1 protein-coding gene and 1 pseudogene are annotated in these 904 nt (G+C 60.3%); both read right to left on the bottom strand.

Going from position 1 to position 904, the window contains the following annotated elements; translation table 11 throughout:
- Positions 1-300: pseudogene (locus tag AX725_RS16160) on the bottom strand (hypothetical protein); the annotation flags it as partial.
- Positions 301-870: a recombinase family protein gene (locus AX725_RS16155; RefSeq protein ID WP_007015735.1), complete on the bottom strand. Its 570-nt coding sequence runs from the start codon at positions 868-870 to the stop codon at positions 301-303.
- Between the last annotated feature and the right edge of the window lie 34 nt (positions 871-904).

Below are 904 nucleotides of genomic sequence, written 5' to 3'. Positions count from 1 at the left end.
CATATAGGCCTTGTTCGGCGCCTTCTCGTTCCAGCCTCGGCGCTTGAGATAGTCATCGACCAGATTGCGACCGTCAGGTTCCAGTTCCTGTGTCAGCAGATCTTCAAAGGCGCAGCCCCATAGCGGCCCTTGCCAATGATCACCGATGATCTCGAATATGGCGTCGGGTTCGAGGCCGGTCGCTTCACATGCCGGACCGAGATGCGCGGACAGCATTTCATCCATCGCCTCGTCCCACGGAGCACGATCCGCATATTTCATCAGCCCGGACAGATCGTGAGCAGATTTCAATCTGGACATTCAGGCAGGCCTTTCCACGCCAAGGCGGCGCATTTCGCGATAGATGGTGGATCTGCCGATGCCGAGTTGCCGTGCTGCCTCTGTCGGCGAGATACGGGCTTCGACCAGTTTGATGGCCGCATCCACCTTGGACATGTCGAGCGGCTGACGGCCAGGCTGCTTGCCCTTGGCGCGTGCAGCGGCGATCCCATCGCGGGTCCGCTCAGAGATTAGCCGCCGCTCGAAATGGGCGATAGCTCCGAACACATGGAAGATGAGTTCGCCGGCGGCCGACGAGGTGTCGATTTTTTCCTCAAGACTCAGGAGGGCGATGCCTTGGCTGCGCAAAGTTTCGACTGTGGCGAGCAGTTCAGTCAGCGAACGCCCAAGCCGATCGAGGCGGACCACGGCGAGCGTGTCACCCTTGCGGGCATAGGCGATCAGTTCGGCCAGTCCAGGCCGCTCCATGCTTTTTCCCGATATTACATCGGTGAACACCTTGATGGCGCCGGCATTCTCCAGTCGCATGGTCTGGCCCGCCACATCCTGATCGCCGGTGCTGACGCGGGCGTAGCCCAGAATGCCGCCCATCTATCGTGTCTCCCAAACGGTCGTTCTGTGGACG

Origin of the sequence: Blastomonas sp. CCH9-A1 (genome assembly GCF_001557175.1) — a bacterium.
Taxonomy (GTDB): Bacteria; Pseudomonadota; Alphaproteobacteria; order Sphingomonadales; family Sphingomonadaceae; genus Blastomonas; species Blastomonas delafieldii_A.
Note: the sequence above shows the minus strand (reverse complement) of the source record. Positions and strands in the feature narration are given on the sequence as shown.